This window comes from Colwellia sp. BRX8-9, from assembly GCF_014077245.1.
Classification (GTDB): domain Bacteria; phylum Pseudomonadota; class Gammaproteobacteria; order Enterobacterales; family Alteromonadaceae; genus Colwellia_A.
Map to the genome: position 1 here is coordinate 53,896 of NZ_JACGVN010000020.1, position 26,756 is coordinate 80,651.

A 26,756-nucleotide genomic window follows, 5' to 3' on the forward strand; every position below is an offset into this window, starting at 1 on the left:
TAAACCATGGCTGATTTTTATCAAAACGGTACAGTAACCACGCTACATAACTTAGCACAGCGTGAACCAGCAGATATGGCAGCTGAAATACTAGCCTTCTCTAAAAAGCGCTCTTTAGGGCTTATTTTACCTTCATTATTTTCTGAATTAGAAGGCAAAGCCTTACCCGATATTATTAATAAAATTAAAGGTGTCGAATATTTATCAGAAATAGTTATTGGTCTTGACCGTGCCGATCTTAAACAATATAAACACGCCTTAACTTTCTTTGGTCAACTGCCGCAACATCACCGAGTATTATGGAATGACGGTCCAAGATTACAAGCGATAGATGCAAAATTACATGCCCTAGGGTTAGCGCCCAAAGAGTTGGGTAAAGGCCGTAATGTTTGGTATTGCATGGGCTATATTTTAGCTTCAGGTAAAGCGGAGTCAATTGCCCTACATGACTGTGATATTTTGACCTACGAACGTGAACTACTAGATAGACTACTTTATCCTGTTGCTAACCCTATGTTTAATTACGAGTTTGCTAAAGGTTTTTATGCACGAGTTGCCGGTGGAAAAATAAATGGCCGTGTGTCCCGTCTATTAGTAACACCGCTAATTAAAGCGTTGAAAAAAACAGTCGGTCATTGTGACTATTTAGAATACATGGACAGTTTTTTATATCCTTTAGCCGGTGAATTTTCTTTCCGTCGAGATGTATTAAACGATATTCGTATTCCTAGTGATTGGGGCCTTGAAATTGGTGTGCTCTCAGAAATGTATCGCAACTATTCGCCTAACCGTTTATGCCAAGTTGATATTGCGGCGACCTACGATCATAAGCATCAAGATTTATCTTTGGATAATACTGATGGTGGTTTATCAAAAATGTCGATTGATATCAGTAAAGCCTTTATTCGTAAACTTGCTACCCAAGGCGAAACGTTCACGGCAGAAAAATTCAGAACATTAAAAGCGACTTACTATCGTATTGCGTTGGATTATGTCGAAACTTATCGAAATGATGCCATGATGAATGGCCTTAAACTTGATATTCATAATGAAGAAAAAGCAGTTGAGATGTTCGCACAGAATATATTAACCGCGGGCAATACCTTCTTAGATCAACCCATGGATACGCCTTTTATTCCTTCTTGGAATAGAGTAGTTAGCGCCATACCTGATATTTTATCGCAACTAAAAGAAGCGGTAGAGTTAGATAACGAAGAATTCAGACAAGCATTATAAAAAAAGGTGCCACATGCCAACGCAAGATAATCAGTTAACACCTAAATTGCAGGGTAATTTAAAAGAAAAGTTAGTTCAGCAGCTTTCGACTATCTATCACGATGTCCCGCTTGAAAAGCCAGTATGTGATATTGCCCAATCTTTGCTTGATATTATGGGGTTATCTAAAGAAACAATGGCGGCGAAGCCTTTCTCAAACCATTGGTCAGAAGAAGATATTATCTTGATAACCTATGGCGATAGTATCGTTAAGGCTGATGAAGCACCACTCAAAACGTTGAAGACTTTTTTAGACACTAACGTTAGCAATACGATTAACAGCGTGCATATTTTACCTTTTTTTCCTTATAGTTCTGATGATGGTTTTTCAGTTATCGATTATTCATCGGTAAATGAGTCGTTAGGTACTTGGCAAGATATTGGCCAGATAAGTGAACATTATCGTTTAATGTCTGATCTCGTCATCAATCATTGTTCAAGCAGAAGTGCATGGTTTGACAATTTCATTAAAGGTGAAGGACAAGGCAGCGATTATTTTTTTACGGCTCTTGCTGATGATGACTTGTCAGCCGTTGTGAGACCAAGGACATCGCCCCTCTTAAAGGAAATTGAAACTGGCAAAGGCAAACAATTTGTTTGGTGCACATTCAGTCATGACCAAGTTGATTTTGACTTTCGTAATCCTGAAGTTTTAAAAGCTTTCGCTTCTATTATTAAACAATACCTTGATATGGGTGTAAAAATATTTCGTCTAGATGCCATCGCGTTTTTATGGAAAGTAGTAGGAACACCCAGTATTAACTTACCGCAAACTCACGAAGTGGTCAGGTTATTAAGGACGCTTATTGAGTCAGCTAAACAAGATGCTGTTATTATCACTGAAACCAATATCCCCAATACGCAGAACCTCACTTATTTTGGTAATGCCAATGAAGCCCATGGGATATATAACTTTTCATTACCGCCGTTGTTATTAAATACCTTGCTAACGGGTAACTGTTTATACCTTAAACGCTGGCTAATGAGTATGCCTCCTGCGCAAGATGGCACTATGTATTTTAACTTTATTGCATCACATGACGGTATTGGTTTACGCCCGGCAGAAGGATTATTAGATGAAGCTGAGCTGGATAATTTAGTACAGGCAGTAGAAAATTTCGGTGGAAAAATATCTTGGCGCACTACAGATACCGGCCAACAAAAAGCCTATGAAATGAACATATCACTTTATGATGCAATGCAAGGCACAGTGCGAGGTAAAGATCAGTGGAATTTTGAGCGTTTTATTTGTGCACATGCCATTATGTTTGCCCTCGAAGGCATACCAGGTATCTACATTCACAGCATGCTAGGCACACAAAATGATTATCAAAAATTAGCAAATACCCATCATAACCGTGCAATTAACAGGCGTCGCTGGCATGTAGAAGCTTTAGAAGAAGCACTTAATGACAGTAACTTACACCATGCAAAAGTGCTTTCATCATTAAAATCTTTATTGGCGTTAAGAATTAAACAACCCGCCTTTCATCCTAACGCAACGCAATTTACCCTGCATTTAGGTTTGCAATTGTTTGGTTTTTGGCGACAAAGTAAAGACCGAAAACAAAGCATGTTTTGTGTGAGTAATATTTCTGATCAACCGGTAGTATTACCCTTGAGTGAGCTGAACTTAATTATTACCGAATCATGGTTTGAACTTATTACCGCAGTAAAAATAACAGAGTTAAACCAAGAGCTTACTTTGTCACCTTATCAAACAGTATGGATATCAAATATATAAAGTGAAAAGTTAAAAATAAACGCTATACTAAAAATAATTTTGGTATTAACTGCAGATTAGCTTTGGAATAACAGGGGGATTATCAATGCATGATTATTTTGCACCTCATGGTGAATTCAAATTACACGTGAGCAATAATATAATTATCGCGCGCTTAACGGGATCCTGGAATAAAGAGTGTGCGGAAAATTTTTCACAAGCATTTATAGCGCAAGTGAAATTGTTAAAAATACAAAAATGGGCGCATTTAGTCTTCTTAGATGACTGGCAAATAAGTGTTCCTGAAATTGTCCCTGTTGTTGATGAGTTAGCCGCTTTTTGTATTTTAAATGGTTTAGAAAAATCAGCGCAAGTCGCCAATGAATCAATGATGAAAAAAATGTACCTCGATAAAATGGCAATTGAAACACGCAGTAACTTTGAGAGGCGAATATTTTCTGATCAAGATAAAGCGATTAGCTGGCTCAGTGAATATGGTTTTACTACAACAAAAGGATTAAAAGCTTACGAGTTAGTATAGCTTGATGGTGCTGCTAGAAGTTTTTCGTAAACACTAAAAGCAACTGTAAACTGCTTTTATCTTCAACTAGAGGACTGTCAGTAATACTTTTATCAAACCAAGTGTATTCAAGATTTAAGCGGGTATATCCGCCAAAAAAAACAGGGGTCGCGATTGAAAATCCAAGATTTTTATTAACGCCACTATGACCAAGGTAAGCCCCCCTATTTTGATTCACTTCGTCTTTAGAAACACCATAATAGTAATCAACATGATGTTTATCTAAGAAACTGAGTGAAATTGAGGGTTCGAAAAATATTGGCCCATACCTAAAAACATGACCAATCGTTGATTTTATCTCAAAACCATTTGAGCGATTTAGTGCATCAAACATCGAAGAAAAGCCGATTTTCCAATCATTTTGTTGATAATCAACACCAAAGCCGACATCAAATGAACTTTTTCTTTTTCTCATCCCTTCGAAAATAGCACTATCAGATTCATCAAACCCTTGGAATCTTGGGGATAATTTTGCGGAGAGAGTTAATCGATTCGCATTTATTAACTTATAATTAATAAATGGTCCAAATACCGATAAGTTTTCTCCTTGATATCCCAATAAAGGTAAAGGCATTACTCGGGTGTTATATCCCTTATATATCTCTTTATTAACACTGATACCTACGCCGTATAAAAAACCTTCGGCTTTCTTTCGCTCAACAGATACGACTGTCCCCTGCTCTGAAAAGACGTAAAAAGCTGGAAAAACTAAAATTAATATTAAGGCTTTATAAATGCTTTGTATCATTGGGTAATTCTCACTGGATTTTTATCATACCGAGTATACGTTTAAAAGTGCAATGAGGTTTAAACCTCCGATGAAATTAACCGAGTAACAGCTTGTTATACATTTATCATAACTCTATTTATTCAGTGTTAATTTAATAATACGGTTATTAAAAATAATATTAATTATAACAAAGAGTAAAGTGCAGCCTTGTCTTTACTGTTAACTAGGTACAATAATTAAAATATCTCAGCGAGGTGATCGTCCTTGGCCTAAACTACGTATAGTTAGCCATCAATTATATTATCGGGTAAACCTAAAATGAAACACTTGAGCCATGACCAATTGTTAAAGATGGATGCACGCTACCGGGCTCAACTGGTCAATAGTTTATCCGGATTTAAAAGTGCTAACCTCATTGGTACACGCAACAAGCAAAACCATAACAATTTAGCGATATTTAGCTCTGTTGTCCATTTAGGTGCTTCGCCTGCTCTAGTTGGTTTTATTACTCGCCCAGACATTGTAGAACGTCATACTTTAGAAAACATTCTGCAGACTAAACAATTCACCATAAATCAAGTTAATGAAAGTTTTTGGCAAGCGGCCCATCAAACATCCGCACGTTATAATGCCGACCAATCAGAATTTGAGCAAACTGGTTTAACGCCTTATAACGTTGATGGTATCAATGCCCCTTTTGTTAAAGAAAGTCACTTAAAGTACGCCTTGAAACTGCGTGAGATAGTGCCAATCGAACTTAATGGTACCCAATTAGTAATAGGTGAAATCACTGATATTCTTTGTGATGAAGTTGCTATTAAAGCCGATGGCTATATTGATATCGAATCATTGGGTACGGTTGCCATATCAGGACTAGATAGCTACCACAACAGTCAACGCTTATCACGATTGAGTTATGCTAAGCCAGAAACTCAACCTGGAAAAATTTCACTTGATGGCCATACGCTTGACGGTAATTCATTTGAAATCTAAATAAGCTTCACTGAACTCTAGGGACAAAAATGAAAAGTTGGCAGTTACTTGGCTATCTTGGTCTATTACCTTTTGCAGGTTTTTTATATTTAAGTGTTGTGCTAGAAGACTCTTCTGTGTGGGCACAACAAGCTTTTATAGCCTATAGCGCTATTATAGTCAGTTTTATTGCTGGCACATTGTGGCGTAAAGCCGAAGACAATACTCGGCTAACACAGCAAATTATTAGTAATTTATTAAGCTTGATCGCTTTTACCACTTTACTGATGCCCGATGATTTGGCCTTGATAGTATTGTCGTTCAGCTTTATGTTTTTATTTTTATATGAAAAAAAATTAGCGATGGTAGAACAAATAAACGATGTTGATGTGGCTTACATGAGAATGCGTTTTTGGCTAACTTTTATTGTTCTCTCACTGCATACCAGTGCTTATTATTTGTGGTTCATTTATGTAGCCACCCAATAACTTTTAGGAAAATTCATGCTAACTATATTCTATGATGGCAACTGTCCAATGTGTGCAACTGAAATGATCCACCTAAAAAGGCATGATCAAGACAACATCATACTTTTGGTCGATATACATCAAGAAAATTTTTCAAGTCTATACCCTGCAATTGATTTTTCAGCCGCTATGAAAATATTACACGCGACTTATAATGGTAAAGTTCTGCTCGGTTTAGAAGTCACACATAGGGCTTGGACACTTGTTGGTAAAGGCTTTTGGGTAGCTCCACTTAATTGGCCAGTATTTAAAACACTAAGCCACTGGGTTTACTTAGGACTGGCTAAATACCGTCATCAAATTTCAGCACTTCTCGCCAAGGTTTTTGGCATAAAAACAGCAAACTGTAATTCAGGAACTTGTTATGATAAATCAACTAACACTGATCATTGGCGCAAATAGCGACATTGGCAAAGCAATTGCCACCCAAGTAGCTTCTTTGGCTGATACTGGCCTTATTCTTATTAGTCGACAAGCCATTGACGAGAAAGACACTGTTGAGGAGCAAAACAGCCTTAAAACTAAAAAAATTACGGTTAAAGATTACCAACCGCAATCAATAGACAATGCTATAGCAGAATTAGTTGCACATAGTGAGTTACCCATAAGCCAAGTCTTTGTCTGTAACGGCATACTGCATAGTGATAAATTTCAACCAGAAAAACGTCTAGAAGACTTCGATGCACAAGCATTTGAGCAAGTTATTAGCGCAAATACATTAACCCCAATGTTATGGGTTCAGAAGTTGACACCAATACTGACAAGGAAGTCACCCTGTAAATTTATTGTTTTTAGTGCCCGGGTCGGCAGTATAAATGATAACAAATTAGGCGGGTGGTATAGCTATAGGGCATCGAAAGCAGCATTAAATATGATGCTTAAAACTGCATCTATTGAGTTGGCAAGAAGAGCAAAGAATATAAAGCTAATTTCTTTTCATCCCGGTACTACAGATACGCCGTTGTCTAAACCTTTTCAAAAGAATGTCCCTGCAGATAAACTTTTTACCAGTGAATTTGTTGCCAAACAATTGCTAACTATTGTTGCTGATACTCCTATTGATCATACCTTGAGTTATCTTGATTGGCAGGGCAAGTCTATTAATTGGTAGCTGACAGTAATGGCCGTTAAAAGTTAATTATTCCAAGTTACTTTTTGATTTAACTATTGAAGTTAAAAACAATAAAAAAACTGCAATGAGATTTGCAGTTTTTATTAGGGAATATTCATTAAAGGTGATTATTTTTTAGTAAAACCGTCAGCTATTTTATGAAAAGATTCAAGCGTCACTTTATTATCATATTCAATCGAAAATCTGCCATGGAATAATAAGGTTATTGTTAAGTCTTTATAACCTAACCAACATGTATATCCATCAAAGTCATGCCAAGCTTTAATACCAGAACACTGATAAACACCATCGAGTTTAGTACCCTCTTTGGTGATATGGTCATAGATTTCTAAAAAATCTCTTAGCGTTAATTGTCTATCCTTCATCAGTTAAAACTTAATCATTTGGCTGCATCGACCACTGCTACTGCTGGTGCCGCACATTTCATCATAAGCTGTTTGATACTCTAGTGCAGCGTTAAATATATTATTATCTCGAAGATAATTTTTAGCTTCAACTAAAGATCCCATCACAGCAACATCTCTAGATTGGGTTAGACCAATAAAGTTATTGAGAGAATCAACCGCGCCAACTAAATAGTGAGTCGATTCAGCGACACCAATAATAGTAGGTATAGTTGCTTGATTACTGTTAGTTAATGTATTCATCATAATAATTCTCCAACTTGAGTATAGCTATCATTACGGTGATACGAAGATTAAAGATCAACTTCAGTAAAATTCATAGTTGAATTTTACTAACCTATCACCTTAAAATATCTCGTTTGTCAAAAGATGCTCCTCTCTATTATCCTTTAGCTAGTATTCAGCTACAGCCATTAAGGAACATCTATGAAGAGTAAAACTGTCTGGTATCTCCATCTCCATGTAATGGATGAGTGGAGATGTGTATCCTCTGGTAGCCTTGCTCATATCAAAAAAGCCCAGAGTATGTATATACAAAATGGCGTAACCACACCGCTAAGGGTTGCACATAGTAAATTGATTAGTTCAAACAGTTAAATTAACAGATAACGCTTTTAAGCGAATAGCTAGGTTTATAATCAATATTACCATAGCGGCTAAAGCTGGATTAGAATTGACTGCTGATCTTTCTTGGTCATTTTACTGACCACTAGTAAATAAGAATTATCCATCATTCTCTCTAGCTCGCCCTGAGGAATTGAGCCATCTAAGATAATAGTATTCCAATTAGATTTATTCATATGATAGCCGGGAATGATGCCTGGAAAAATATCACGTAATATCTCTGCCTCATCTGGGTCACATTTTAGGTTCATCCAAAAGTGGCCTTTAGCGTCTTCTGCAACCTTGGCACTTTTAGCGTTTGAACCATGAGAAATCGTTGCAAACAGTTTGTTTTTGACCTTGAAAACGCTAACGTCATCGCCAAATGGATAATAAAGTGAGCTTGCTGGTTTAGCTGATAAATAGTGCTCAGCCATTTGTTGGTTCATAGATTTCATTGACGTTTATCTCTATAAATTAAAGGCTTAAATTTACGGTCTAATGAATTTAAGCATAGCAGTAAAGAGTGACTTTGGGTTAGTGAGCAAGATGGGCAGAAGCTTCAGCCTAAAAAAATACCGACAAACAATCTATCGGTATTTTTTAGCAAAAGCTGAGCTTAGCTTAAATTAATAATAAGAAACTTGTGTTGGGATTGTTAAAATACTTTTACCGAAACGCTTTAACCAATAATATATCGCCGCAAAAATGGCAATGACAATGGTGATGCTAATTCCCGCTGACAACGGATTAGTAGCAAAGGTTGCCACTTGATAAGTAAATGTCGCCGCTAAATAAGCCAATGAAAAGCTCCATAAAGCCGCAAATCCAGCCCAACGACTGCCAACTTCACTCTTTATTGCGCCCATAGCTGCTGCACAAGGCGTATAAAGCAAAATAAATAACAAGTAACTAAATGCGCCAATTTTACCGGCAAATGCAGCCTGCATAACGGTGAATGTTCCTTCATTAACGCCTTGTTCTTCTGCGGCGGTATGTAAGTTGGTAACATCTCCGATATCAGTCCCTAAAGGATCATCAGCTTGAATACCTAATAAGTTTTCTTTTATTGAATCCGTCGCGTCAGTCCACAACTCAGCCATTGACTTTAATGCTTCTGGCTCTGCATTCACATCGGTATAGAGACTATTAAATGTAGCCACTAAAGCCTCTTTCGCAAACAAGCCGGTAATAATGCCAACACTTGCTTGCCAGTTATCTTCCTTAATACCCATAGGTGCAAGTAAAGGGGTAACAACCTGAGCACTTTTACTTAATACCGACTCTTGAGAGTCTTGATGACCAAACTGACCATCAGTACCTAATGAGTTAAAGAAGTTGAGTACACAAACCACTAAGACAATCGTTTTACCTGCCCCCAAAATAAAAGACCGAGTGCGTTGCCAAACACGATGCACGAGATAAGAAAGCTTAGGTATTTCATAAAGCGGTAATTCCATAATATTGACAGAATTTTTGCCCATTAATACCGTGTGCTTTAATAAAAATCCAGTGAATAGTGCTGCCGCTATACCGATTAAGTACAATAAGAAAACTAAGTTTTGCCCAGAATCAGGGAAAAATGCCGCAGCAAATAAAGCATATACCGGTAAACGTGCCCCACACGACATAAACGGTGACATCATTATGGTGGTGATACGTTCACGTTCACTATCAAGAATTCGTGCCGACATTACAGCAGGAACCGTACAACCAAAACCAACAATTAAAGGGACAAAAGCTTTGCCGGGTAAACCAATTTTTTGCATAGCACTGTCAACCACAAACGCTGCACGCGCTAAGTAGCCACTGCTTTCTAAAATCGATAAACCAATAAATAAACACGCGATGATTGGAATAAAAGTAGCGACCGTTTGAATACCTAAGCCAGCTCCTTCAATTAAGGTTAGCAACCACTGAGGTAAATCATAACTTGATAAAAATCTTTGCGGGTAATCGACAAAAATAGCGCCGGCTAAAATATCAAAAAAGTCGATAAAAGCGCTACCAACATTGATTGCAAACATAAACAATAAGTACATCATGCTAAGAAAAACGGGCACACCTAACCAAGGATGAAGGATAAAATGGTCAAGGCGGTCACTTAAACTTATTGCCGGTGCTTTTTTGGAAGCCGGTAGACCCTTTTTAACATCGATCAATAACTGCTGAATAAACTCGTAACGCGCCTGCATAATACTAATAGCATCGGTATTGGTTTGCTGACAGCCACCTTGATCATTACAAGCGCCACATTCAAGATCAATTAACACCTCAGTTGAGTTTTTGTCAGCGAGTTTATTGACAATATCTGCTGATAACATTAATTTCTTTGGACGTTCACTTGCTTTAGGTAATTCAAGTAAAGCCTGTTCAACTTGTTTTAAGGTATCTTTAGCTAAGCTGTTGGCAATAATAACTTTACAGCCAAGTTCTTTGGCTAAAATATTTATATCAACGGTTTGCGCTTCTTTTCGATCAGATTTATTGATAACCAATAATACCGGTAAACCGAGTTCAAGTAGCTGAGTCGTTAAATACAACTGACGCTTTAATTGCGTCGCATCGACGACATTAATTAAACAATCAATGTCGTTATTTTTAAGAAAATCTTGGGTAATAGTCAGGTCTTTACTTTGTTCAGTTCGAGTGGCGAGAGAACTAATGCCAGGTAAGTCTGAAAGTAAAACTTGCTCATTATTAAATGAGAAGCGCTGCTGTTTTGTCGCTACAGTGACGCCAGTCCAGTTTCCTGTTTGTTGTTTCGCGCCCGTTAGAGCATTAAAAAACGTGCTTTTTCCTGAATTGGCAAAGCCAACTAGAGCCAAATGTAAAGCTTGTGACATTAGACGATTTCTATACCTATTTGTTGAGCAATACTCGGTGCTAAGCAAATTTTAGTACCATGGAGATGAAAGGCAAGTGGCCCATTAAATGGTGCTTTATGGGCTAATGATATCTCAGTTTTTAACGCAAAACCCTGCTCGATTAACTTTGAAGTCAAATCGAAATTTGTTGGCAACGTGCGGATCACCGCTCGTTGGGTACGCCTCAATTGTGAAAGGGTCATAAACAACAACTCAAATAATAATGATTATCATTTAATTCTACTTTACTATTAACTTTTCAGCAAGCGTATATAACAGCGTAATTGATCTAAATCAGCTTAAATTAATCTACTGATAAATTTGATTTAAAATTTAATAGTTTAGCAAGCGTTCAATATAATCATATTAAAAATATAACTGGATTTATCTGCGCAGCTTACGTAAAAATAGCGAAAAGGTAAGAGAGGTATTGTTATTATGAAAATTAAATATTACCTAATGAAACATCGCTGACAAATCCAAATAGCTTGTCAGCGATTTACTATTTTAATGACAGTATGATTTATAGATTAAAAGCTATATGTCATTTCTGCCCATGCACTGGTACCTTCTTCAGGTAAACGGTCCATAAACGTTACATCACTGCCTTTGACTCGGTTATAGCCACCTAAGTGATTTTGATATTCTTTATTGAGTAGATTATCAACGCCAAAACGAAGCGTTAATTGATTATTGACGTAATATTGAGCGTCTACATTCATCACACCATAACCAGCACTTGTTTGTTCCTGATTCGTTAATGAAATATCTTTTTGTGCGGCGGCCATCACTAAAACCATATTTACAGACCAATTCTCACTAAAGTAATTGGCACTTAACTGACCATTCAATGGCGCAATACGATACAAGTTATCATTAATATCACGACGTTCGCCACGTACGTAACTGACCACGGCTGATAATTGTATTTGATCATTTATAGTGTAATAGCCATTTACATCAGCACCATAAAGCTTAGCATCTACATTAGTAAACTTTAGAGGGTTATCATCACCCGCCATCATTTGGGCCATCATTTTTGCTGACATATCCAACATACCTAAAGGAGTACCTTGAATATAGTCATCAATATTTTGATAGAAGAAATGAGGTGTGATCATAACTTTTTCAGTTTGGTAGGTAAAACCGACATCCGCTTGATAAGCTGTCTCACTGTTAAGATCCATATTACCCACATAAGTGTTACCGTCGGCCAGCCCACCCGTTGATTCCATCGGGGTCCAGAGGTAAAGCTCTTGATATGAAGGCGCTCTATTTTTTAAACCTACGCCTATATATAATGATAAATCTTTCGATAATTGAGTTTCCGTGCTTAATGCGATATCTATATTGGTATCATTAACACTGTGATCACTGTTATTGAAGTTATCCCGTAAGTCTATGGCTAAATCAGCCATCGTTGGCATAGCTGAATTCATATTATCCATCATTGCAGAGCCCATCGGCATAATCATCATTGCCATAGATGTTGCCACTTGACCTGCATCTAATTCAGCTCTTTTTAAACGGGCGCCTAACTGAACTTTGGTATTGTTAAAGGTTTGCTGCCATTGTGCAAATAGCCCAAAGCGATCATCTTTGACATCATTAAAGTTTACCACGGCAAACATCGAGTTATTTGGATTGGTGATCACAGAGTCATGCTTGGCTAGATAACCATCGAAGCCAAATTCTAACTCACCAAAAGTAAAAGATTTACCCAGCGAAAAATTAAAATTAGTTGTTATACCCGTAGCATTATTACGACGATGTTTTTCTGGATTATTATTCAATCGCTTTTCAAAGTTAGTCATACCATGATCGGCATCGGTGTAGCCTAACAACCAATCTGCTTGCCAATCGGCCCAGGTAAAGTTACCGTCTAAACTTGCTCGGTGACTATAAATATATTCTATATCCATAGGTAATGCTGGCGTACCCGAATCTTGGGTATCTGTATAATGGTAGCTAAAACCTGTTTCACTACTCTCGCCAAAATAACGTAAATCAGTGCCAAATTGTCGTTTAGCAAAATCAGTTGGCGATATAATTTTACCATCGCCACTTTCCATATTCTCACCTTCTTGAACATTGCCATAAAAAAGCCCAGCAATATCACCTTTGGTAAGATTAACCACCGATGATAATGTTTGCGCTTCATTATTGCTTCGAACACCTGCTTGTAAATCACCATTTATCGCGAGTTTCTCGCTATTATTGGCTTCTGCTTTACGCATTTTTACATCAATAGCACCACCCAGGGTATTTATGCCGGCAGAAACCGGGGCGATACCACGATAGACAGTCATAGACTCAACAATTAATGGCGTAGAATAACTTAAGGGTGTGTCCATAGCATTAGGACCAGCGCCAATGACAGCTTGTCCATCAAGTGTGGTTGAAATTCGGTCGCCATATAGGCCACGATATTGTGCAATACCCGTTACCGGGCCATTACTGTTGACATTTGCACCGGGGACCGACTTTAACCAACTCGCTAAATCGGGCTCCGTAGTCTTCCCTTGGGCATAACTTTCATTATTTTCAATGCCGAGATGGTGACGTTGATGAGTGATAGTGATCACTTCAATCTCATCGAGGTTAGCCGTTGAATCAAACGTATTATTAGCAAAAGCACTAATAGACAAAAGACTGCTAAAAACTAATGAAGAGCTTATTGCTAAAGCAATGGGTTTAATTGAAAACGTCATAGTTGTTTCACTTACTTGTTTGAGTATACCAAATAGAATTAATACTATTGTGTTAGCTATAATCAATAAAAACAAAGTAAAAACAGTGAACTGCGACATAATGTCGCAATAAAAAATGACTTACTTGACCTAAGTCAAACAAGACATTTTAGAAGAGTAATCGTTATTTAACTAAAAACCTTAGCTACAGAGCTGATTAACGTTAAAAGCAAAAAGTGCACAACTAGCTTATTTTCAAAGCAGACTAATTTAACCTATTAACGGCAGTTACTTTAAGCAACATAATTGCTTTAAACTTAGACAATAGTTAATAACTTATTGTCTTAATTACGGCGCTCTGCATTTTTATCTCCTAAAGTTTTCATGATATCTCGCCAAGTTAATATGCCAACGGGAATGCTATTTTCATCAACAATAGGAATACATGACGTTTTAGTCTGATTAAAAATATCAATGGCATCAAAAACATTAGCGTTAGGCGTTAAGGTGACCAATTTGCGATTCAGTATTTGATGCGCTTTCTTGTTTAAGGTTGCTGTATCTCTTGGGAGCTCTGCGGCAGTGCCGATATTAGGACTCAGTGCTTTGAGAAGATCTCTGTCTGAAATAACCCCTGATAATTGTTTATTATCAACGACCAGTAAATGATGAAAATTAGCATGTTCAAAAATATTTTTTATCGTCAATAACGTATCGTCCAAAGAGACGCTAACAAATGCTTTGGTCATGATGCTGGCTATTTTCATTACGCTACCTTTTATCCATTTTATTCTTAACTATACAATACATTAACAAACAACAAAGAGAATTTACTTTATTTGGGGATAATAGATGACAATTAACCTAACAATGGCACAATGAACTAAGACTCAAAATAAGGAATATAAATGAAAGGTTTAACTACCTTAATTTTATTGTGTGTTAGCACAATAAGTTATGCCACCGAACAAGCAGAAGAAATATTCAAACAACTTGCTCCGTCACTTTATCAAATAAGACTTATAGACATCGCCAGCGGTGAAAAGTCATCAATTGGCTCTGGTTTTCAAATTAGTGCCGACGGTTTAATTGCAACCAATTATCACGTTATTTCTGGCTATGCGCGTCATCCCAATAAGTACACGATTGAAATTTTTGATCATCAAGGTAAAAAAGCGCCACTTACTTTGCAAAGTGTTGATGTTATCAATGATCTAGCCTTGGTAAAAAGAACAACCGATGGCGAAATGCCTTTCTTTAAAATTGCAAAGCGTGTTCCCCAAAAAGGCGAAGAGCTTTATTCGTTAGGTAACCCGCACGATTTAGGCATGATAGTAGTACCCGGCACTTACAATGGTTTGAAGAATGAATCTTTTAACGACCGCATCCATTTTACCGGCTCAGTGAACTCTGGGATGAGTGGCGGACCTGTCGTTAATAAAAACTCTGAAGTTGTTGGAATAAATGTGGCGACTTCAGGTAATCAAATCGGATTTTTAGTACCACACGATAAACTGCTTAACTTATACAAGCGTTATAAAACAGGTAATCCTGAAAGTATTGCAGCACAAATGGCACAACAACTTGCCGATAATCAAGACAAGTTAATTACCACCTTGTTAAATAGCGAATGGCAGATGCGCCCTTTAGGAGAAGGTTTAATTCCCGTGGTTAATATTCCTTTTATTCGTTGTTGGGGAGAGTCAAACGCTGATAAGGCAGATGCTATTGTTCTAGCAGTGGTTGCTAATTGTTCTTTGGATGAAAACACTTACATCTCAAATGATTTTTTCACCGGCTCTATTGAAATGGAATATCGCTATATGCAAGCAAAAGAACTTAGCGACACTAAGTTTTATCAAATATTTGAGCGTCAATTAACGCAAGTCATGCCAGGAAACAAAGCGGGTAAAGATGATGTTACTGAGTTTCAATGTCAGCACGATATTGTTACACCATCAAACCAAGCGATTACCAACAAATCAGTTTTTTGTACCCGTGCCTACAAAGATTTCCCTAAATTATTTGACGTTTTATATATAGCTATTTCTGTTGATAAGGGCGACCAAGCCTTACTTAGCCACTTTACTGTCGCTGGCGTTACGCAAAATAGTGCACTCAAGTTTACAGAGAAATTTATGGAGTCTATTTCATGGAAATAATCATAGAAGAAATTACTCGCGCCCATAAATTAATAGCTCGGCATAAATTTATGCAAAATCACATCAATATTGGTCGTGGTTATGATAATGATATTATTATGGCGGACCCACATATTTGTGCCCAACATCTTAGCCTTAATTTTAATGGTGAACATTGGCTGCTAAACGATGAAGGCTCTATTAACGGCAGCTTTTATGACGATGAGTTTTCAAAAACAAAATCAGCTGTCCATCAGCACATCGTTCGTTCTGGACAAGTCTTTATGATTGGCAAAAGTTTAGTACGCATTGTTTTTCCCGATCATCCCGTACCTGAAAGCATTAGTTTTAGTCCTTTTGAAAATATTTTAACCTTAACAAGACATCCGGTCTTTTTAGCCATAAACATTTTATTATTTGCCAGTGTTACCGGCTGGTTATTTAACCTTCACAACCCTGTAGAAGTCAATTTCACTCAGTTATTAGTACCGGCTATTGGCATGACTTTACTCTTTGGGCTTTGGCCTATTGGTGTTGCTTTGGTTTCTCATTTAACCAAGCATGATGCTAGATTTTGGGGACAATTAGGCATCTGTTTTGTCTTTTATAATTTAATGTGGCTAAGTGATTTTATTGAAAACATCACCAGCTTTAATGCTTCATCTCAGTCAATACTCAGCGTACTTGCCACTTTCTTACCTATTGTATTGGCATTTTGTTTATTCTGGCTAAATTGCCAAATTGGTTTTCATATGAGCACTCGACGCAGAACAGTAATAGCAAGTTGCATGACGCTGCTATTGTTTGGTGGTAGTTTCTTAATTCAGTTAAGTAAAAAACCTGAATTCAGTATCCGTCCCGCTTTTAATACCACGTTAATGGCGCCAAGTTATTTATTTACTCACAGCAATAATGTCCAAGGTTTTCTTGAGAGCAGTAAAACATTATTTAACGATGCGCAAGAAGCAGCACTTGAAGACAAATAAAGCGCCTTAATAAACAGAAAAAGCTAACGAGTTCGTTAGCTTTTTTGTTTGTTAGCCCAGAGAATAACGACTGAGTGATGACGACACATTAAGGTCGAGGAATAAAACCTACCGCATCATAAACTTTTGCTAATATTTTACTTGCTCTAGCTGATGCTTTTTCAGCGCCTGCTTTCATCACTGCATCTAAATAAGCCTGGTCCTCACGGATCTGATGATATCTTTGCTGAATAGGTTCTAATAAAGCAACCACAGCATTAGCAACGTCACCTTTTAAGTGCCCGTACATTTTATCTTCATATTGTGGTACTAACTGCTCAACGGTTTCACCTGTACAACAAGACAATAAAGACAATAAATTTGATACACCTGGTTTTTCTTCAATATTGAAATAAATATTAGCTTCTTCATCAGAATCAGTCATGGCGCGTTTGATTTTTTTACTGATTTTTTTAGGGTCTTCTAATAAGCCAATAAAATTACCAGGATTAGCGTCTGATTTTGACATTTTCTTTGTTGGTTCAAGTAAGCTCATTACTCGCGCACCAAATTCAGGAATATAAGGGTCTGGCACAGTGAATGTGTCACCATGAAGATTATTAAAACGAGTCGCTATATCACGAGCTAATTCTAGATGCTGCTTTTGATCTTCACCAACCGGCACACGGTCAGCATTATAGAGAAGAATATCTGCTGCCATTAAGACTGGATAAGTAAATAAACCTGAATTCATATTTGCTTCAGACTTTTGTGACTTATCTTTGTATTGCGTCATTCTGTTCAATTCGCCCATTTGTGTGTAACAATTTAACACCCAACTAAGCTGAGCATGTTCAGGGACATGTGATTGAATAAAGATGGTACTCTTTTCTGGGTCAACGCCGCAGGCTAGATACAAGGCTAGGCCATCAAGCGTCGCCTTTCGCAAATCAGCGGGGTTTGGGCGAACAGTAATAGCATGTTGATCAACCAACATGTAATAGCACTCATGGCTATCTTGCATGCTAACCCATTGTTTTAACGCACCTAAATAATTACCAATGGTTAAATCACCTGATGGCTGACAGCCGCTTAATACGATAGGTTTACTCATGATTTCTCTTTATTTTATTTGATTTATTTGTTAATTAAACTATTGGCTAACTGTCGCTAATTCGCTGCGCATTTCATCAATCGCCAGCTTATAATCTGGCTTTGAGAAAATGGCTGACCCTGCAACGAACATGTCAGCGCCCGCCGCCGCTATCTCAGCAATATTGTCTGCTTTAACACCGCCATCAACCTGTAAACGAATATCACGTCCACTAGCGATGATGCGCTCTTTTACTAATCTCAACTTATCCAATGTGGTTGGAATAAACGATTGACCACCAAAGCCAGGATTAACTGACATCAACAAGATAACATCAAGTTTATCCATAACAAAATCTAAACAATTCAATGGTGTGGCCGGATTTAGTACCAGTCCCGCTTTACAGCCATGGTCTTTTATTAATTGCAGAGTACGATCAATATGATCACTTGCCTCTGGATGAAAAGTGATAATATCTGCGCCTGCTTTAGCAAAGCCTGGAATTAGACTATCAACCTGCTTGACCATTAAATGTACATCAATAGGTGCGGTAATACCGTAATCACGTAGCGACTGACAAATCATTGGGCCAAAAGTTAAGTTAGGCACAAAATGATTATCCATTACATCGAAGTGCACAACATCGGCACCCGCAGCTAAAACCTTAGCAACATCATCACCTAAACGTGCGAAATCAGCAGACAATATAGAAGGAGCAATTAAAAATGAAGACATAGATAAACCTTTTTAGAATATTGCGCAACATTATAACAACGACCTAAGGGAAAACTCTATAAATTCATGCGTCCAAGCGTTATTTAACTCAATGTTACCTAGCGATTGCTCTTTTAGTGTCGAATGCTCATGATTATTTCGTGCTCTGATTACTTTTTATAACCACGGCTTAACTATAACGTGAAAGACTGCCAAGAAAGACCACTCCATACCAGATAATACCAGTCGATATTTTATGAAAATACGAATCGATATTTTATGCACTTTTTTATTATCAACGTTAACGTTTTAACTATAACGTGAAAGACTGACAAGAAAGACCACGCCATCACAGATAATACCAGTCGATATTTTATGCACTTTTTTATTATCAACGTTAACGTTTTAACTATACGTGAAAGACTGCCAAGAAAGACCACGACATACGAGATAATACGAATCGATATTTTATGCACTTTTTATGAGCGTTAACGATTTAATTGCACCAATAAAGCTCGTCTATTAGTGAGAGACCCTCATAATAAAAAAACAACCTCACCAAGTCATTGAAATAACTATGTAAATTTTATTAATATTATTATGTCGCTCAGGCATCTACCTTGCAATGTATGGTTTAGCCCTAAAATATTAAATAAAAAACTACTACATAAAGAGACTATTATGAAAAAAACACTATTATCGATATCGCTCACATCTTTACTTGCCGCTACTTCATTATTATCAACACAAGCATTAGCTGTTGAAGGTTTATCTGCTAATGTTGCTGCTAGTAGTAACTATATATGGCGTGGTGTTAGCCAAACAGACAATGCTGCCGCTATTTCTGGTGGTATCGACTATGCTGACGATTCAGGCTTTTATGCTGGAGCTTGGGCTTCAAATGTCGATTTTGGTGATGATGCGAGTGCTGAACTAGATTTCTACTTAGGTTTTAGCGGCCAATTAAACGAAGATGTTAGTTATGATGTGGGTTATATTTATTATGCCTACCCTGACTCAGCCCAAACTGATAGTACTAACGAATATGATTTTGGCGAGATATATGGCTCTTTGGGCTATTCATATTTTTCACTTTCAGCAAGTTACGGAATTCATAACGACGACGGTGCTGCTTTTGCTGATGCCAGCTTATATATTGCAGCGGGAGCAGAGTTTGAAGTAGCTGATGGTTTAACCTTAGCTTTTCATCTTGGCGATTATTCTTTTGACGACGCCATGATCGCAGAAGACTATAACGATTACAGTGTTAGCTTAAGTAAAGATGGCTTTACCTTTGCGGTATCTGATACCGACATCGATAATGATGATATGAAGTTTGTCATTTCTTATTCGGTTGATATCGACTTATAAATAAAGATAAGCCAGTAATAATTTTACTGGCTTTTTAAAGATAGTTAAAGATAGTTAAAGATAGTTAAAGACAGTGCAAAAAAAATCTTCGCGTAGTACAATTATATTAGTGTTGATTTAAAAATAAACGGCGGCATAGCTAAGATATTTAAACCTAATTAATATATTTAGCGAAACCAAAAAGCCGATATTCATCACAATAACGATTTGCATCCATTAGTGAAATTTTACCTAATTAAATTAAATTTTAAGGATTTTACATGCAAATAATTATTTTTGATGATGCTGAACAAGTTGCAGAGCATGCAGCACTATGGGTCAGTGAATTAATCACTAAAAAAGCCAAACCTGTGCTCGGTCTTGCTACCGGTAGCACCCCGATTAGCCTCTATAAACATTTAGTTAATAAACATAAAAATGAAGGGCTAAGCTTTAGCCACGTCTCGTCATTTAATCTTGATGAATACCATAATATTAATGCTAATAATGCTCAAAGTTATCGGAGTTTTATGAAAGAGCATTTATTTGATAACGTAGACATAGCACAAGCCAATACCTACCTACCAACGTGTAACCATAACCAAAACCCTCGTGAACAAGGGCTTAACTACGAAAACAAAATAAAATCATTAGGGGGTATCGACTTACAAATATTAGGTATTGGCGCTAATGGCCATATTGGTTTTAATGAACCGACTTCGAGCTTATCATCTCGTACCCGTATCAAAACATTAACCCAGCAAACACTGACAGATAATAGCCGCTTATTTAAAGACGGTGAAACACAACCAACGATGGCAATGACCATGGGTATTGGCACGATTATGGATGCTCGCTATGTATTATTAATGGCGACAGGAGAAAATAAAGCCCAAGCAGTAAATACAATGATCACCGGAGCTTTATCCGCTATGTGTCCGGCATCCGCATTACAGATGCATGAAAATGCAGTTATTTTGTTAGACAAAGCAGCTGCAAGCCAACTACAAGATCATCAGTATTACCTTTGGGCTGATCAGCAACACCGTAAAATCAACGAAACTTATGGTTTTTATCATAATTATTAACAAAGTGAATGCTTCAACAAAGGTCCCTAATCTAGGGACCTTTGTTGAGGTGAGATTTAACTTAACTTTTGTAGTTTTTTGTCTCGGTACATTTTGCTGTCTGCTATCGAGATGAGTTGTTCTAAGCTCTTGGATTGTTGTGGAAATAACGCTAAACCGAATGAGAATCTCAATGATAATTTATGCTTTGCCACCTGGTAAACTTTCTCTTGCAGTTGCTGAAATCGATCGTTTATATTATATCTCGCAGTGACTAATGTTTGAGCTGTGTTTCCTTGCGCTAATAACAGCACAAATTCATCTCCGCCCCATCGACAACAAAAGTCATCGGCACGTAAAGTGTTTTTTAAGTTAACCGCGAAGGCTTTTAACAGTTCATCACCGATATTATGACCGTATGAATCATTAACGCGTTTAAAATCATCTAAGTCTATCATTACTAGACTGTAGCAATCATTCCTGGTCAGTGTGGCGGAAAGTTTATCGAAATATGCCATTAAAGCGTATCGATTATCTAAGGTGGTTAGCGGATCATGGAAAGCTTGTTCCGTCAGTTTTTCATTGAGTACTTGAATATCGGTAATATCAGTTACTGTAACGGCTACAGAGTTAACTTGGTCTGAATGACTATCAAAAACAGGCTGATAAGCAACTTTGAGAAAGAGCATTTGTTTTTTATTTTCTGAATAAAACCAATCAGTATAAGTTCTCACCTTGCCTGAAAAACATAAATCGAGCTCTTTCTTAACCACTTTATTGAAAGCTTCTTCTCCTAAGACCGTTATAACATGTTGGTTAATAATGTCCGCTTTTGGCAAGCCCCATTTATGGCTATATTGCTCATTAACTGACAAATAGTGATAGTTTTTATCAACTAAGGACAATAAATTATTCGAGTGGTCGACTAAATCAACAACAGATGAGTCCTGTAGTAATTCAGCACTATATTCAATAAGAAAAAGAATCGGCTGTTTACTGATAATACTGACATACACCTCTATATTTTTTTGGATAAAACTAAAATGTGTTAAACATTTATCATTTGAGCCTAAAGGCATATTAGAAAAGTTGAGAATGAATTCAGATAAACTAACCTTACTGTCACATAATGCAAAGAAGTCATCTCCCTCATTAATATGATATTTATGCTTGATGTGTTTACTACGACTAACTACAGTTCCTTGCTCATTAATAATTAAAGCGGGAAAGTTAACATAATTGAGTAAATCAGTGTTCAATGGAAAATCCTTTTTCTATTTTTATCAGTAAATTAGATAAATAATCTGTATATTAGACAAATATACAATTTAGCATAGACTAGCTATATTTTACTGTCAAAAATATATGCATTTTTTATAATTTATATCGACTTTACCCTGTTATGTTAAACAGGTAATCATTGTTAATCGCCACCACGTTAGCGATCACCTTGAAATAAGTTGCTCGTTCGATAACGCTAAAACGTGTAGATAATAATGATGAAATATATTTAGGATTGTTTTAGCGCGAAAAGTAAGCGACTATCAAGTGTCACCCAACAAAAGGATTATATGATGCCAACGGAAAAATTATCAAAAAAAACAAATTCTTCTGATAAAAGTAGTAGTTTTAAAACGACCGCTAAAAGCGTCGGCGCCGCTTTTTTTGGCGTACAAAGTAATAAAAACCGCGATAGAGATTTTAGTGAAGGAAAACTAAGCCACTTCATCATTGCTGCTGTAATCGGTGTCGCTATATTTATAGGCGTGTTGATCGCGGCAGTATCTTTAGTTTTACCTTAAGATAAGTGACTTAGAAGCTTACTTATAAAGTACCAGTAACTCTGCAACTTTATTACGTTTACTCGCCTTTTGGCTAATAGTGCGCGCTACTTGTATCGTTTTTTGCTTACTGGCATGCTCATATATTTTACGTGTCCAGATAGTGTCATGATTACTGATCAATACTGATATTTTATCTTGCTCAGTGACTTCTTCAGCAATATTGGCTAAATCAGCTTGCTCATCTAAACCAAAGCCATTACCAACATAACTGGTAAAACTAGCTGTTTTACTTAATGGTACATAAGGGGGATCACAGTAAATGACATCGCCACTTTTTGCCCTGGCAAAAGTTTCTCGGTAACCTTCACAAACAAAAGTGGCTTTCTTAGCTTTTTCCGCAAAATACAGCATTTCATTTTCAGGAAAATATGGACGTTTATACTTACCAAAGGGAACATTATAACCGCCCGATTTATTATATCGACATAAGCCATTATAACCATGACGGTTCATATAAAGAAATACCAGCGAACGAAAGTAGCTGTCACTACTGGCATTAAACTCTTTTCGTAACCGGTAATAAACTTCAGATTGATTATATTCAGGCGTAAAGTATATCGCTGAATCTTTGATAAATTTTTGTGGGTTTTCTTTAATAATATTATAGAGATTGATTAAGTCTTGATTTATATCATTTAACAAGTAATGGTCAAAATTACTGTTCAGAAATACTGAACCAGCACCGACAAAAGGTTCGACTAAACGCTCCCCTTTGGGTAACATTTTATTAATTACATCGCTGAGGCCGTATTTTCCGCCAGCCCACTTTAAAAATGCTCGATGCTTTTTGATCATTTAACCCATTTGCCTTACAACTCATTATTTAAGTGCTAGGCTTAAATAGACGTTTAAAATAGAAAACGAATTGTATCCTGATTAGCTTATTATTGGGAGTCTTGATAAGCATTGATTTCATTATTAATTGCTTGAAGTGACTTTACCCACGGCTGATGAACTTTAATACTACTTGGCAGTAACGTAACAGCCTTTTCTGCGGCCAAACGAGTCTCAAAAACCTCAGAGGTTATCATTAGCATAGGTTGTTGGTTAAATAGTCGGTAGTAACTTTTAATCTTGAGACCGACAAAATCAGGTATAAACTCCTGATATACGGAAAGACGAGTAAAACCAGCAATTTGTATAACAAAGCCCGATGGTGCGCTTATATAGTAACTGGCTTGGGCGCCAACATCTTCAATCGAGTTTACTGGAATAGCGGCTTGCGTAATCAGGGGTGTCACTTTATTTTCTGACTTTTTAACGGATAAAGCCTCTATTACGGTTTTACCCGTTGATAAGGTAACAGAAGCTTTATTTTCAGTATCCCCTTTTTTATCAAGGAACGATGCAAAGCGCTTAACTTTATCGGTGGCTATTGGCTCTATCGACTCAACGACGTCTTTTTCTGCGTTGACAATCGCTTGAACGATATCATTTGGCTCTGCCGGTAGACTAATTAGAACCTTTACCCCTGGGTCGGGTGCGGTTAACGAAAGAAATATATCTTCACTCTTCGCTGAAGCACTCACATTTTTATTATTATAGGCTGAAATAATACTGGTCGAGTTTGCTGGTACCATTTTTAATTTAAGCTGGGTGTTCGCACTAAAAACATCTTGTTGGAACAACCAATAACCTGTTGCCCCTAAGCAAATCACGAAACAGATAAAAATTAAGGTCCACTTCGTAAAACGGCTGAAGGTAAAAAGTGATGTCTTCACTTTGAATGCTTTGGAGTTAAGGGTTAATAACTGACCTGTTTCTCCAGATAAAACTGAGATTTTTTTATGGAATAGTGATTTATTTTGCGCCAATAAAAGTCCAGCTTTTGGCGTACCAAGCATAAGCACACTGATTGCATAATTGGCTTTTTTAGCTATGTCAGTTAATTGACATAGCTCATGTAAAATTTGTACGGAGAGAAACTGGGCGTGTTCGATGACAATATCAATGGTTTGCTTTTCTTGCTTAGATAAATTGATCAAGCTAACAGCTAAAGACTGCTCAGGATCAAATAGAGTGTCAGCGAAAAGTTGCTCAACAATACGACAGCGAATTTGAATATCGTTTAATTTAGGTGATATAGCGATAAAAGCAGCATTGTGATCATTACCCAAAGAGCCAAGAAACTGACTCGCTACTTGAGAATAAACATTGGCATCTTGGTCAACAACCAAAACGGCATGCTTTGAAAAGCGTAAAATATAATCAACGCGTGCGTTAGCACTAATGGTTGTTACACTTTGTGGAGCGTTATATTCTGTGGCATGTGCTTGTGCAGACATGTTTCACCTGTTCTGTATTAAAATTACAGAATTTGTTGAAGCATCTCCTCACTAATATCATCACGCATTTCTGATTGACCAATAGCGGTGGGTACGATTAAACGTAATACACCTGCCAAATTCTTTTTGTCACGACGCATGTGACAAATAAATTCTTCAAAGCCCATACTTTCAGGCGCTGTTAATGGTAAATCAAACGCGGCAATTAATGTTTCTATACGACGAAGATCTGACGCTTCAAGCAAATTCATTGCTACTGATAACTTAGAGGCAAGTACCATGCCAGTAGCGACAGCTTCACCATGAAGCCAGTTACCGTAACCTTGATCGGCTTCGATAGCATGACCAAAGGTATGGCCTAAATTCAATAATGCCCTTACGCCGGATTCGGTCTCATCAGCGGCAACAATATCTGCCTTGCATTGACAGCAAGTTTTAACCATTTCAATCAGTGTGTTTTTATCCGCTGATTTTATTTTTTCAATATTGCTTTCTAACCAAGCAAAAAAATCACTATCACCTAAGATACCGTACTTAATCACCTCAGCCATGCCCGCATTGAATTCGCGGATAGGTAAAGTGCTAAGGCTATCAATATCAATAAGAACAGCTTTTGGCTGGTAGAAAGCGCCAATCATGTTTTTACCTAAAGGATGATTAACCGCTGTCTTACCACCGACAGAAGAGTCGACTTGTGAAAGTAATGTGGTTGGAACTTGAATAAAGTTGATTCCGCGTTGGTAACATGCGGCTGCAAAGCCGGTAATATCACCAATAACACCGCCGCCTAAAGCAATTAATGTCGAATCTCGCCCATGACCATTGGCCAATAAATGTGACATGATCACATCAAAGTTTGCAAGTGACTTTTGAGCTTCGCCATCAGGTAATATTATTTCGTCAACGTCGAAAGCGCTTAATTTTGCTTTTAAAGTAGCAAGATATAACGGCTTAACAATATTATTAGAAACGATGCATACTCGTTTACCACGAATATGCTGAGTAAGCAGACTATTATTAGTTAATAGTCCGCTATCAATATAGATGGGGTAACTGCGTGTACCGAGTTCAACATTTAGCGTTGTCATTTTTAGGTCTTTTTTTGAGTGCCTAGCCGCTTTTAGAAATCTAAGCGCTCAACAATTTTATGGGCAACAACTTTAGCACTTTGATCATCTGTTTTTACAATAACGTCAGCAATTTCTTCATATAAAGGATTGCGTTCTATTGCTAGATTCTCAAGTACTGTGCGTGGTTCTTCAGAGGTTTGCAACAATGGACGTTTACGATCACGCTGCGTACGAGCCACTTGCTTGTCTATAGTTGTTTCTAAGTAGACAACTATGCCTCGTGCCGATAAGCGATTACGTACTTGTGTACTTATCACTGAACCACCACCAGTCGCTAAAACAATACCTTGTTTTTCACTTAGGTCTTCAATTACACCTTCTTCTCTTTTACGAAAGCCTTCTTCGCCTTCAAGATCAAAAACCCATGCGATGTCTGCACCTGTTCGGCGCTCTATTTCCTGATCAGAGTCAAAAAACTCAAGATGTAGCCTATCAGCTAATTCTCTACCAATTGTGCTTTTACCAGCGCCCATAGGGCCGATAAGGAAAATATTACGTTTTTCTGCCATTAGATTAACTTCAGCTCGTATAAATAATTACGTTTACAAATATGAGGGAACCCCCTCCGAAAATTTTGAGGGCGTAATTATCGCAATTGTTCGGTGTACATTGCAAGTTAACTAAGACGAAAATAAAATGAAATTACTCAGTAACTCACAAAGTT

27 protein-coding genes are annotated in these 26,756 nt (G+C 37.2%); 12 read left to right on the forward strand and 15 right to left on the reverse strand.

Features of this window, described 5'->3' with window-relative positions:
- The first annotated feature begins 6 nt into the window (after window positions 1-6).
- The 3 genes from H4J70_RS15625 to H4J70_RS15635 all read left to right on the forward strand — a co-directional run bounded on the left by H4J70_RS15625 (window position 7) and on the right by H4J70_RS15635 (window position 3,539).
- Window positions 7-1,236, forward strand: coding sequence for a glycosyl transferase (locus H4J70_RS15625; RefSeq protein WP_182242276.1), 1,230 nt, complete (start codon window positions 7-9; stop codon window positions 1,234-1,236).
- A gap of 13 nt (window positions 1,237-1,249) precedes the next feature.
- On the forward strand, window positions 1,250-3,019 hold the full coding sequence (locus H4J70_RS15630; RefSeq protein ID WP_182251420.1) for an alpha-amylase family glycosyl hydrolase: 1,770 nt from the start codon (window positions 1,250-1,252) through the stop codon (window positions 3,017-3,019).
- An 85-nt stretch (window positions 3,020-3,104) separates the two neighbouring features.
- The gene (locus H4J70_RS15635; protein ID WP_182222452.1) at window positions 3,105-3,539 is read left to right on the forward strand and encodes a hypothetical protein; all 435 of its coding nucleotides are present in this window, start codon (window positions 3,105-3,107) and stop codon (window positions 3,537-3,539) included.
- A gap of 13 nt (window positions 3,540-3,552) precedes the next feature.
- Here the strand turns inward: H4J70_RS15635 and H4J70_RS15640 are convergent, their stop codons facing one another.
- Window positions 3,553-4,326 (reverse strand): MipA/OmpV family protein, encoded by a 774-nt coding sequence (locus tag H4J70_RS15640; RefSeq protein WP_182222453.1) that lies wholly within the window; start codon window positions 4,324-4,326, stop codon window positions 3,553-3,555.
- A gap of 300 nt (window positions 4,327-4,626) precedes the next feature.
- Between H4J70_RS15640 and H4J70_RS15645 the strand changes: the two genes are divergently transcribed.
- Genes H4J70_RS15645 through H4J70_RS15660 form a run of 4 tightly spaced genes read left to right on the forward strand, consistent with a single transcriptional unit; the run spans window position 4,627 to window position 6,918 of the window.
- Window positions 4,627-5,301: a flavin reductase family protein gene (locus H4J70_RS15645; RefSeq protein ID WP_182251421.1), complete on the forward strand. Its 675-nt coding sequence runs from the start codon at window positions 4,627-4,629 to the stop codon at window positions 5,299-5,301.
- 29 nt (window positions 5,302-5,330) lie between these two features.
- Window positions 5,331-5,768, forward strand: coding sequence for a DUF3429 domain-containing protein (locus tag H4J70_RS15650; protein WP_182244026.1), 438 nt, complete (start codon window positions 5,331-5,333; stop codon window positions 5,766-5,768).
- 15 nt (window positions 5,769-5,783) lie between these two features.
- On the forward strand, window positions 5,784-6,209 hold the full coding sequence (locus tag H4J70_RS15655) for a thiol-disulfide oxidoreductase DCC family protein (RefSeq protein ID WP_182213827.1): 426 nt from the start codon (window positions 5,784-5,786) through the stop codon (window positions 6,207-6,209).
- Complete coding sequence (locus tag H4J70_RS15660; RefSeq protein WP_182251422.1) at window positions 6,172-6,918, forward strand: SDR family NAD(P)-dependent oxidoreductase; 747 nt, start codon at window positions 6,172-6,174, stop codon at window positions 6,916-6,918. The genes H4J70_RS15655 and H4J70_RS15660 overlap by 38 nt, the downstream gene beginning before the upstream one ends.
- A 128-nt stretch (window positions 6,919-7,046) precedes the next feature.
- Here H4J70_RS15660 and H4J70_RS15665 read toward each other — a convergent pair whose 3' ends face one another.
- The 7 genes from H4J70_RS15665 to H4J70_RS15695 all read right to left on the reverse strand — a co-directional run bounded on the left by H4J70_RS15665 (window position 7,047) and on the right by H4J70_RS15695 (window position 14,270).
- Window positions 7,047-7,304 (reverse strand): DUF3081 family protein, encoded by a 258-nt coding sequence (locus H4J70_RS15665; RefSeq protein WP_182251423.1) that lies wholly within the window; start codon window positions 7,302-7,304, stop codon window positions 7,047-7,049.
- Between the two features lie 3 nt (window positions 7,305-7,307).
- Window positions 7,308-7,589, reverse strand: coding sequence for a DUF6482 family protein (locus H4J70_RS15670; RefSeq protein ID WP_259366807.1), 282 nt, complete (start codon window positions 7,587-7,589; stop codon window positions 7,308-7,310).
- A 410-nt stretch (window positions 7,590-7,999) separates the two neighbouring features.
- Window positions 8,000-8,395, reverse strand: a complete 396-nt coding sequence (locus H4J70_RS15675) for an MmcQ/YjbR family DNA-binding protein (protein ID WP_182242370.1) — start codon at window positions 8,393-8,395, stop codon at window positions 8,000-8,002.
- A gap of 180 nt (window positions 8,396-8,575) precedes the next feature.
- Window positions 8,576-10,792: a ferrous iron transport protein B gene (gene feoB, locus H4J70_RS15680; RefSeq protein WP_182251424.1), complete on the reverse strand. Its 2,217-nt coding sequence runs from the start codon at window positions 10,790-10,792 to the stop codon at window positions 8,576-8,578.
- Entirely contained in the window at window positions 10,792-11,016 is a 225-nt protein-coding gene (locus H4J70_RS15685; RefSeq protein WP_182213834.1) for a FeoA family protein, read from the reverse strand. Before H4J70_RS15685 ends, feoB begins: the two co-directional genes overlap by 1 nt.
- A gap of 327 nt (window positions 11,017-11,343) precedes the next feature.
- The gene (locus tag H4J70_RS15690) at window positions 11,344-13,524 is read right to left on the reverse strand and encodes a TonB-dependent receptor (RefSeq protein ID WP_182251425.1); all 2,181 of its coding nucleotides are present in this window, start codon (window positions 13,522-13,524) and stop codon (window positions 11,344-11,346) included.
- 323 nt (window positions 13,525-13,847) lie between these two features.
- A complete protein-coding gene (locus H4J70_RS15695) occupies window positions 13,848-14,270 on the reverse strand; it encodes a CBS domain-containing protein (protein WP_182213838.1) in 423 nt (140 codons plus the stop codon).
- A 141-nt stretch (window positions 14,271-14,411) separates the two neighbouring features.
- On the opposite strand from H4J70_RS15695, the gene H4J70_RS15700 reads away from it, so the two are divergent.
- Together H4J70_RS15700 and H4J70_RS15705 are read left to right on the forward strand one after the other, a co-directional pair.
- Entirely contained in the window at window positions 14,412-15,665 is a 1,254-nt protein-coding gene (locus H4J70_RS15700) for a serine protease (RefSeq protein ID WP_182242266.1), read from the forward strand.
- Window positions 15,656-16,630, forward strand: coding sequence for an FHA domain-containing protein (locus tag H4J70_RS15705; protein ID WP_182222459.1), 975 nt, complete (start codon window positions 15,656-15,658; stop codon window positions 16,628-16,630). Before H4J70_RS15700 ends, H4J70_RS15705 begins: the two co-directional genes overlap by 10 nt.
- An 88-nt stretch (window positions 16,631-16,718) precedes the next feature.
- Here H4J70_RS15705 and trpS read toward each other — a convergent pair whose 3' ends face one another.
- A complete protein-coding gene (gene trpS, locus H4J70_RS15710; protein ID WP_182213843.1) occupies window positions 16,719-17,723 on the reverse strand; it encodes a tryptophan--tRNA ligase in 1,005 nt (334 codons plus the stop codon).
- A 39-nt stretch (window positions 17,724-17,762) separates the two neighbouring features.
- Complete coding sequence (gene rpe / locus H4J70_RS15715) at window positions 17,763-18,437, reverse strand: ribulose-phosphate 3-epimerase (RefSeq protein WP_182213845.1); 675 nt, start codon at window positions 18,435-18,437, stop codon at window positions 17,763-17,765.
- A gap of 660 nt (window positions 18,438-19,097) precedes the next feature.
- Between rpe and H4J70_RS15720 the strand changes: the two genes are divergently transcribed.
- Both H4J70_RS15720 and nagB read left to right on the forward strand, forming a co-directional pair.
- The gene (locus tag H4J70_RS15720; RefSeq protein ID WP_182251426.1) at window positions 19,098-19,787 is read left to right on the forward strand and encodes a TorF family putative porin; all 690 of its coding nucleotides are present in this window, start codon (window positions 19,098-19,100) and stop codon (window positions 19,785-19,787) included.
- A 260-nt stretch (window positions 19,788-20,047) separates the two neighbouring features.
- On the forward strand, window positions 20,048-20,854 hold the full coding sequence (gene nagB, locus H4J70_RS15725) for a glucosamine-6-phosphate deaminase (RefSeq protein ID WP_182251427.1): 807 nt from the start codon (window positions 20,048-20,050) through the stop codon (window positions 20,852-20,854).
- Window positions 20,855-20,910: 56 nt separating this feature from the next.
- Here nagB and H4J70_RS15730 read toward each other — a convergent pair whose 3' ends face one another.
- Window positions 20,911-22,092 carry a GGDEF domain-containing protein gene (locus H4J70_RS15730; protein WP_182251428.1) on the reverse strand — a complete coding sequence of 394 codons (1,182 nt, stop codon included), beginning with the start codon at window positions 22,090-22,092 and terminating at the stop codon, window positions 20,911-20,913.
- A gap of 315 nt (window positions 22,093-22,407) precedes the next feature.
- Here H4J70_RS15730 and H4J70_RS15735 point away from each other — a divergent pair, with 315 nt between their 5' ends.
- Window positions 22,408-22,635 (forward strand): DUF2970 domain-containing protein, encoded by a 228-nt coding sequence (locus H4J70_RS15735; protein ID WP_182251429.1) that lies wholly within the window; start codon window positions 22,408-22,410, stop codon window positions 22,633-22,635.
- An 18-nt stretch (window positions 22,636-22,653) separates the two neighbouring features.
- On the opposite strand, the gene H4J70_RS15740 is transcribed toward H4J70_RS15735, so the two are convergent.
- The 4 genes from H4J70_RS15740 to aroK all read right to left on the reverse strand — a co-directional run bounded on the left by H4J70_RS15740 (window position 22,654) and on the right by aroK (window position 26,601).
- A complete protein-coding gene (locus H4J70_RS15740; protein WP_220463144.1) occupies window positions 22,654-23,472 on the reverse strand; it encodes a Dam family site-specific DNA-(adenine-N6)-methyltransferase in 819 nt (272 codons plus the stop codon).
- A gap of 89 nt (window positions 23,473-23,561) precedes the next feature.
- Window positions 23,562-24,962: an SPOR domain-containing protein gene (locus H4J70_RS15745; RefSeq protein ID WP_182251430.1), complete on the reverse strand. Its 1,401-nt coding sequence runs from the start codon at window positions 24,960-24,962 to the stop codon at window positions 23,562-23,564.
- 23 nt (window positions 24,963-24,985) lie between these two features.
- Window positions 24,986-26,050 carry a 3-dehydroquinate synthase gene (gene aroB / locus H4J70_RS15750; RefSeq protein ID WP_182222463.1) on the reverse strand — a complete coding sequence of 355 codons (1,065 nt, stop codon included), beginning with the start codon at window positions 26,048-26,050 and terminating at the stop codon, window positions 24,986-24,988.
- Between the two features lie 32 nt (window positions 26,051-26,082).
- Window positions 26,083-26,601 (reverse strand): shikimate kinase AroK, encoded by a 519-nt coding sequence (gene aroK, locus H4J70_RS15755; protein WP_070375650.1) that lies wholly within the window; start codon window positions 26,599-26,601, stop codon window positions 26,083-26,085.
- Window positions 26,602-26,756 lie beyond the last annotated feature (155 nt).